The following is an 8406-nucleotide window of genomic DNA, read 5'->3' on the forward strand; positions in this document are numbered from 1 at the left end:
CGTGGGCGCGTTGACCGGCCGTGTGGCTGTGGTGACGGGGGCTGGCCGCGGTATCGGGCTGGCCATTGCCGAAGATTTGGCGGCGCGTGGCGCCGACCTGGCGCTGTTCGACCTGCAGGCGCCCGAAGCCGCGGCCGATGCGCTGGCGCGTGCCCATGGCGTGCGCACCCTGGCGGTGACCGCCGATGTCAGTGACGAGGCGGTGGTCAATGCCGGCTGCGCGGCGGTGGCGGCCCAGTTGGGCACGGTGTCGGTGCTGGTGAACAACGCCGGCATCATGCAGCGCGAATCGGCCGACCACCACACCCTGCCGGCGAGCGACCTGCAGCGCATGCTGGCGGTGCACGTGGGTGGCACGGCCGCCATGTGCGCGGCCGTGTTGCCTGGCATGCGGGCGCAGGGTTTTGGCCGCATCGTGAACCTGTCGTCGGTCATCGGCCTGGTGGGCCTGCAGCGCCGCACGGCGTATTCCACCGCCAAGGCAGCCATCGCCGGCCTCACACGTGGCCTGGCGCTGGAGAACGGCCGCCACGGCGTGACCGTCAACGCGGTCGCACCGGGTTATGTGCTGACCGACGTGCTGCGCGAAAAGATGCAGCGCGGCACGCTCGACTACGCGCTCTACGCCGAACGGTCGGCCGTGGGCCGCTGGGCCCTGCCGGCGGAGATCGCGCGTGTGGTCGGCTTTCTGGCCGAGCCGGCGTCCGGTTTCATCACCGCCGCCATCTGGCCGGTGGACGGCGGTTACGCCGCCAACGGCAACCCCGGCGAAACGCTGGGGCCGCTGCAGGCCCTGGACGGAGCCTGCGCCGACTGATCCCTCTGGTCGCTCTGCGACGGCACGGCGTTTGAACGCGCGCGCGGCACCGTTCGCGCGAAGTGATGCGGTACCGGCAGGGCGGGCGGAACAGCGTCATCCATGCGCACGCCGGGACCCGCCGGGTGGGGACGCGGATTCATGATCGATAATAGAAATAATTCTTATTTGATCTGATTCCCGGGCAGTGGCCGTGCGCGCCCGGATCCCACCACCAGGCCGATACCCCGCCGTGCTGGAGCGCTACCACCGCGAACTGCTGAACTTCCTGACCGGCCAGGTCAAGGACCGCGACACCGCGGCCGACCTGGCCCAGGAGAGCTGCGTCCGCGTGCTGGCGGTGCAGCAGGCGGGGCGCCCGGTGTTCGACCTGCGCGCGCTGCTCTACCGCACCGCGCGCAACCTGCTGGTCGACCAGCACCGGCGCGCCGAAGTCCGCCGCCACGAGCCGCTGGATGCCCTGGCTGAGGAGCAGCAGCCCTGTGCGCCGGCCCATTGGCAGCCCGATCAGGTGCTGGCGTCCCGGCAGATCGTGCAGGCCTATGTGGCCACCATCGAGGCATTGCCGCTGCGGTGCCGCGAGGCATTCGTGCTCAATGTGTTCGACGAACTGGGCCACGCGCAGATCGCCGCCCGCATGGGCATCTCGGTCAGCATGGTGGAAAAGCACCTGGTGCGGGGCATGGTTGCCTGCAAACTCTGCGAACGGCGCCTGCGCGGCGAGTTGGACCGGCCGGGGTGAGGATGCGAGCGCCCCGTGCGTCTGCCTTGAGAACCGTCCGCTTTCCTGTTCACCCATGCCCTTGATCCCGCCTTCTTCGTCCCCTGACCCCGCCGCACCGGCGGACGCCGACGAGCGCGAGTTCGACGCCTTCGCGCAGGCGCAGGACGGGCTGGACATCGAGGCCGCGACCTGGGTGGTCCGCCAGCGCGACGGGCTGGACGACGACGGCGAGGCCGCGTTGCAGGCCTGGCTGGCGGCCGACCCGCGTCACCGCGCGGCTTTCGACGACATGGCGGACACCCTGGGCGAAGTGCAGCAGTTGCCGGCCGGCGACCAGGCGGCTTTGCGCGACAGCCTGGGGGACCGCGCCGCCCCGGCCCGGCCGGTGGCATCGGCCCAGGAGGTACCCGGTACCGGCCGCCCGGCGTGGCCGCCACAGAGCCCTGTTCCGGACGCCAGCCGCCGCACCGGTCGCCCGGTCGCCCCGGGCTGGGGTGGGTTCGCGCTGCGCCGGCATGCCCTGTTGGCGAGCCTGGTGCTGACGGCGGGCATGGCGGGCTGGATGGGCTGGGACCACTGGCAGCGGCAGCCCTGGTTCGAACAGCACTACGCCACGCTGCGCGGGCAGCAGCGTATGGTTCGCCTGCCCGACGACGCCGCCGACCGGGGGCAGCCGGGCAGCACGCTGCATCTGGACGTGGCCACGCAGCTGGACGCCCGGCTGTATCGCGACCGGCGCGAGCTGCGGCTCGATGACGGGCAGGTCATGCTGGCCGTGGCCCCCGACGCCGCCCGGCCGCTGCAGGTGCGGGCCGGGGCGCTGCGGATCACGGTGGTCGGGACCCGGTTTGCGGTGCGCCACACCGCGTCGGGGCTGGGCGCCGGTCGCACCGAAGTGGTGGTGGAAGAGGGGCGCGTGCGCGTGTCTGGCCCGCTGGAGGACGCGCCCGCGCTGGAGCTGACCGCCGGCCAGCGCGTGTCGGCGGACGCCGAGGGCCGTCTCGGCCCGGCCGAAGCCGTGCCCGCGGCGTCTGTGGCGGCGTGGCGCGAGGGCCGGATCAGCTTCGACCACACGCCGCTGGCCGAAGCGCTGGCCGAGTTCGAGCGCTACGGTCCCACGGGCGTGGTGGTCACCGACCCCGGGGTCGCGGCGCTGCCGGTCGGTGGCAGCTACAGCGTGCGCCAGTTCCCGCGTTTTGTGGACACGCTGCCCCAGATGCTGCCCGTGCGGCTGGTGGTGCGCGGGGCGGTGACCGAGGTGGTGGCCCGTTAGCCGGGCTCCCGAAGTAAACAGGAAAAATTCTCATTGGCAACGTGTGGGTTGAGGCCACCCATGCGTCTACCCCGGTGGAAGCCGCTCTGCGCGCCGCGCAGCAGCCCCGAACCCATCATCACCGAGGAGTCTTTCACCATGCCGTCTTTCCCCCGCAAGCGCTGGGCGCCCGCCCCCCTGGCGCTGGCCGCCAGCCTCGCCCTGACCCTCGCAGCCGGGCACGCGCCGCTGGCACACGCCCAGGATGCCGCTGCGCCTGTTTCGGTCCAGATTCCGGCCCTGCCCCTGGGGCAGGCACTGAACGAACTGGCCCGGCAGGCCCGGCTGCCGCTGACGTTTCCGGCGCCGCTGGTGGCGGGCAAGACCGCACCGGCCGTGACCGGCGCGATGACCGTGCGCCAGGCGCTGGACCGTCTGCTGGCCGGCAGCGGGCTGGCCGCCGCCTTCGAAGGCGGCGCGGTGGTCGTGCGGCCGGCGCCGCCCCGCGCACCGGGGGCCGAAACCACCCTGAAGACGGTGACCGTGACCGCCTCGGCGGCGGCCCCCGAATCGCCGCTGCGCTACCTGTCGGCAGACGTGGCCGCCGGGGCGCTGGGCAGCAAGTCGGTGCTGGACACGCCGTTCTCCCTGACGGTGGTGGACAGCGAGAGCATCACCGAGCGGGGCGCCAGGTCCATCGGCCAGATTTTCGTGAACGACCCGTCGGTCTACACGCCCACGTCGGCGGCGACCACCGACTGGTGGGGCACGCAGATCCGGGGCCTGGGTGTGCGCAACAGCTACATCGACGACATACCCATGCTGTTGTACTGGGGCGGCGATTTTCCGACCGAGGTGGTTGAAAGCGTGACGGCCCTCAAGGGCCTGACCGGCTTCATGTACGGCTTTGGCGAGCCCGGCGGGGCGCTGAGCTACCAGCTCAAGCGGCCCAAGGCGCACAACGAGACCACGGTGGACCTGGGCCTGCGCAACCCCGGCCTGTGGTCGGTGCATGTGGACACCAGCCGGGTGCTGGACGATGGCCTGGCGCTGCGCGCCAACATCGCCAAGGAAGACGGCAAGGCCTACAACGGCGCGCGGATCGACCGCACCGTGGCGTCGCTGGCGGTCGACAAGGTGATCGATCCGTCGCTCAAGTGGTTCGGCACGCTGACCTACGAAGACAGCCGCAACCGGGGTGAGCCGCTGCAGTTCTACCTCTCGGCCTACGACACGGCGGGCAGCGGCGGCCGGCTGCCGCGCATGACCTACGTCTACGACGACGTCAACGTCGACAACGGGTTCTACAACACCAAGACCACGCAGGCTTCCACCGGCCTGCGCTGGGACATCGATGGCCGCTGGCGGCTGACCACCCAGATCGGGGCCTCGCGGCGCGAGCACTATGCGAACAAGGCGTTTGCGGACCTGCTGAACCTGGAAGGCGACTACGCGGGCAATTCCTACAACTTCGCGGGCAAGCTGGACAACCTGTTCACCCAGGCCGTGGTGGAAGGTCGTTTCGAGAGCGGTGCGGTGCGCCACGAACTGGTGGGTGGCGTCGGCATCCAGCAGGCCAAGGACACCTGGAGCAACGACTGGTACTGGGTCAACGACTTCAATGGCAATCTTTACCAGCGCCAGCCCTTCCGCACCACGCGGGCGATCGATTTTTCGATGGGACCTTTGGGCGCCGACACCCGCCAGACCTATGCGTTCGCCAGCGACACCGTCCATTTCGGGCCGCACTGGCAGGCGATCGTGGGCCTGCGCTACACCGACTACCGCGTGAAGGATCTGGACGGCGACCCTTCGGTCGATTCGGGCTACGACGCGCAAAAGGCCAGCCCCACGCTGGCGCTGATCTACAAACCCGATCCCCAGACCAGCTACTACGGCAGCTACGTCGAAGGCCTGGAGGCGGGCACGCGCGTGGCCCAGACCTATGCCAATGCGGGCGAGATGCTGGGCGCGACCGTCTCGCGCCAGTACGAAGTGGGCGTCAAGCGCGAGTCGGGCGGCGTGGACTACACGGCGGCGCTGTTCCGCATTGAGCGGGCCAACCAGATGGACATCTGGCGCGACGGCGCCCGCTACCTCACGCAGGACGGTCTGCTGGTCTACCAGGGGGCGGAGTTCTCCGGCGCCTGGCAGGCCACGCGCAACCTGAACCTGGGTTTCGGGGCCATCTATCTGGACGGCGCCATTGACAAGGTCTCGGCCGACAACGCGGCCCTTCAGGGCAACACGCCGGCCAACGCGGCCAAGTGGCAGGTCGTGGCCAACACCCAGTACCGTGTGCCGGGCATGGCCGGCCTGAAGCTGCACGGCAATGTGCGCTACTACGGGGCGCTCTACGCCAGCGATGCCAACGACCTGAAGGTGCCTGCGCACACGGTGGCCAATGCCGGCTTCAGCTACGACTTCCGCGTACAGGCACAGCCCTGGACCCTGATCGGCAACATCTACAACCTCTTCAACACCCGGTACTGGGCGGCGGGGGGCTGGTCGTCGGCCAATCAGGGCGAAGCACGCAACGTCTCGCTGGTGCTCAGAACGCGGTTCTGAGCGGCGCTGGGCCCAGACGCCGGGTGCCGGTGCGGCACCGGGTCAGGCGTCGTCCGGGTTGCCGCCCAGGCGTTTGCGGCGTTTCCACAGCGTGGTGCGCGACACGCCCAGCCGCTGGGCGGCTTCGGTCAGGCGCCCGCCCGAGAGCTCCAGGGCGCGCTCGATCTGGGCCAGTTCGGCCTGCTCGCGGGCATTGGCCAGGGTGTCTCCAGCCACGTCGGGCGGGTCGAGCGCGCGCTCCGGAAACAGGTCGCCGGCGTCGAGCACCGGCGTGTCGCACAGCGCCACGGCCCGTTCGATCCGGTTGCGCAGTTCGCGCACGTTGCCCGGCCAGGCGTGGGCCAGCAGCGCGCTGTGCGCCAGCGGGCTGAGTGTGGGGCAGGGCAGGCCCTGGCGCTCGGCCGCCTGGGCCATGAAGGGTTGGGCCAGGGCCAGGATTTCGGCCGGCCGCTCGCGCAGCGGTGGAATCGGCAGTTCCACCACCGCCAGCCGGAAATACAGGTCTTCGCGGAAGCGGCCGGCGCGCATGCGCTCGGCCAGGTCGGCGTTGGTGGCGGCGACGATGCGCCCCTGGAAGCGCTGGTCCTGCCGGGCGCCGACGCGGCGGAACACGCCGTCCTGCAGCACGCGCAGCAAGGTGGCCTGCAGGCGCGGATCGAGCTCACCGATCTCGTCCAGAAACAGGGTGCCGGTGCCCGCTTCTTCAAAAAAGCCGATGTGTGCGCCGTGGGCACCGGTGAACGCGCCCCGCTCGTGGCCGAAGAACTGGCTCTCCATCAGTTCCGGCGGGATGGCGCCGCAGTTGACCGCGACAAAAGGCGCCTCGGCGCGGGGCGACAGCGCATGAAGCTGGCGCGCGGCCACCTCCTTGCCGACGCCGGTTTCCCCACGCAGCAGCACCGGCACGTCGCGCGGGGCCAGCCGGCGCAGGTCGGCCGCCAGCCGCTCGGTGACCGCGGACAGGCCGAAGCCCTCGGTCGGGGTGGCCGCTGCGGCGGCCGGCGGGCTGGCCAGTTCGCGGATGCGGCGCACCAGTTCGTCGGCGTCGCAGGGTTTGGTCAGGTAGTCGTCGGCGCCGGCGCGCACCAGGCGCACGGCCTGGCCGATGTCGGCGAAGGCGGTGGCGAACACGATGGGCGTGTCGCCCAGATAGGGCTGCGCCTGGCGGTAAAGGTCTTCGCCGGAGCCGTCGGGCAGCCGGATGTCGGAGAGCACGAACGCGGGCCGGGCGCGGCGCATGGCCTGCAGGGCGTCGGCGCAGGTGGTGGCCCATTCGACGCGAAAGCCCTCCAGACGCAGGCGCTGGACGAGGGCACCGCCGAGCACGGGGTCGTCTTCGATCAGCAGCACGGGCAGGCCGGATGCGGGGGCGTTGGTCATGGGGTCAGTCGGCCGCTGGCGTCGGGGCCAGCGGCAGGTCCAGGGTGATGTGGGTGCCGCGGCCGGGCTGGGCCACCACGGTGACGCGCCCACGCAGTTGCTGCAGCAGGCGGATGACCACCGCCACGCCGAGCCCGGCTTCGTCGGTGGGCTCGGTGCCGGCTTGCAGGTGCTGCGCCAGGACGGCGGGCATGCCCGGCCCCGGGTCCAGCACTTCCAGCCGCAGGTCCAGCGGCTGCAGCGTGCAGCGCAGCGTGACATCGCTGTCCGCGGGGCTGGCTTTCACGGCGTTGAGCAACAGGTTGAGCAGGATCTGGCGCACCTCGTGGCCGCCCACCGGCACGGCCTGCGCCAGCGTGCTGTCGACGTGCAGGCGGACCCGGGCGCGGCGGGCCTGGGGCTCGATCAGGCGCTGGATGTCCAGCAGATCCTGCGGGCCGAACGCCTGCAGATCCTGCGGTGGGCGGTGCGTGGCCAGCGTGGCGTCGGCCACGCCGGCCAGGGCCCGCATGCCGCGCTCCATGAAATCGAGCGCCTCGGCCCGAGTCTGGGGCTGGTCGCCAAACTTGCGCAGGGTGTCGATGGCGGTGAGCACGCCCGCCAGCGGGTTGCGCACTTCGTGCGCCAGCGTGGCGGCCATGCGGCCGAGCACGGCCTCGCGTTCCTGCTCGGCCATGCGGGTCAGCAGGGCTTCGCGGTCCTGGGCCGCCAGGGCCATGTGGTTGTAGGCCTGCAGCAGGCGCGCGGTTTCCTGGTCGTCGTCGTTGACCAGGCCCTGCGGAACGGGTTCGGGGCCTTGCTCGGTGCTGCGCTGCAGGTGTTCGGTCAGCACGGCCACGGGGCGCTGGAGCCGGCGCACCAGCACCAGCGCGACCAGGGCGCAGGCCAGGCTCAGCGCCAGGTCGAGCGCGACGACGCGCCACCAGAGCTGGCGGCGTTCGCTCACGTAGCTGGTGACGTCGAGGTTGGCGACCACCCGCAGGGGCTCCGAGGCCTGGCTGTCCAGCCGGTCGTCCGTCAGCGGGCGCCAGATCCAGTAGGAACTGTCTTCGTCGTCCAGCCAGTGTCCGTAGGGGCTCTGGGCCACCGCTTCGGGCATGGCCACCGGTTCCAGGCCGGCGCGGTCGGCGCGGGCCAGGGGCTGGCGCTGTGCGTCCAGCACGAACAGGCGCCGGTCGACCAGCCCCTCGTGGAGGCGCAAGGCTTCCTGCAGCGTGCGCGCGATGCCCTCGCGGTCGTCCCGGATGACGGGGGGCAGCAGGGCAGCGCCCAGGCCGTCGAGGTAGATCTGGCCCATGCGGTCGAGCTGCCGCTCGATCTGCTGCGACAGACCCTGAACGGCCCACTGGGTGGTGCCGGCGGCCGCGATCAGCACCATGGCCGCCACGGCCAGGGGCAGCCGCGTGGTCATGGGGAGTCGGTGGAACCAGTTCAACATGGGACGGGGCAAAGGCCCCGCCATCTTATGCGGGCCGGGCGCCGCGCAGCACGCGCACGGGATGCCGGCCGGTCCAGCCCAGGCGGGCTGCCACGTCGGGGCGCAGGTCGAGCACGCCGTGGTCGAACCAGGCGTCGGCACCGGCCAGCAGCAGGTCGTCGGCGTGGCAGTGCTGGCGCAGCGCCGTGCTGGGGCGGCCTGCCGCCAGCTGGGTCGACCAGGCCAGC

Annotated in this window: 7 protein-coding genes; 4 read left to right on the plus strand and 3 right to left on the minus strand. The window is 71.4% G+C overall.

Annotated features, from left to right (window positions below; translation table 11 throughout):
- The first annotated feature begins 1 nt into the window (after window position 1).
- The 4 genes from QQK43_RS18865 to QQK43_RS18880 all read left to right on the plus strand — a co-directional run bounded on the left by QQK43_RS18865 (window position 2) and on the right by QQK43_RS18880 (window position 5361).
- Window positions 2-817, plus strand: coding sequence for an SDR family NAD(P)-dependent oxidoreductase (locus QQK43_RS18865; RefSeq protein WP_234262783.1), 816 nt, complete (start codon window positions 2-4; stop codon window positions 815-817).
- Window positions 818-1049: 232 nt separating this feature from the next.
- Window positions 1050-1559, plus strand: coding sequence for a sigma-70 family RNA polymerase sigma factor (locus QQK43_RS18870; RefSeq protein ID WP_234262951.1), 510 nt, complete (start codon window positions 1050-1052; stop codon window positions 1557-1559).
- A 55-nt stretch (window positions 1560-1614) separates the two neighbouring features.
- Window positions 1615-2814, plus strand: a complete 1200-nt coding sequence (locus QQK43_RS18875) for a FecR family protein (protein WP_284308995.1) — start codon at window positions 1615-1617, stop codon at window positions 2812-2814.
- 138 nt (window positions 2815-2952) lie between these two features.
- Window positions 2953-5361, plus strand: coding sequence for a TonB-dependent siderophore receptor (locus QQK43_RS18880; protein ID WP_284308996.1), 2409 nt, complete (start codon window positions 2953-2955; stop codon window positions 5359-5361).
- A 42-nt stretch (window positions 5362-5403) separates the two neighbouring features.
- On the opposite strand, the gene QQK43_RS18885 is transcribed toward QQK43_RS18880, so the two are convergent.
- The 3 genes from QQK43_RS18885 to QQK43_RS18895 form a co-directional block, all read right to left on the minus strand.
- Complete coding sequence (locus QQK43_RS18885) at window positions 5404-6741, minus strand: sigma-54-dependent transcriptional regulator (RefSeq protein WP_284308997.1); 1338 nt, start codon at window positions 6739-6741, stop codon at window positions 5404-5406.
- Between the two features lie 4 nt (window positions 6742-6745).
- A complete protein-coding gene (locus QQK43_RS18890) occupies window positions 6746-8152 on the minus strand; it encodes a sensor histidine kinase (protein WP_284308998.1) in 1407 nt (468 codons plus the stop codon).
- Between the two features lie 52 nt (window positions 8153-8204).
- The coding region (locus QQK43_RS18895) for a hypothetical protein (RefSeq protein ID WP_284308999.1) at window positions 8205-8406 on the minus strand (202 nt) is incomplete at its 5' end.

Origin of the sequence: Hydrogenophaga electricum, from assembly GCF_030160815.1 — a bacterium.
Classification (GTDB): Bacteria; Pseudomonadota; Gammaproteobacteria; order Burkholderiales; family Burkholderiaceae_C; genus Hydrogenophaga; species Hydrogenophaga electricum.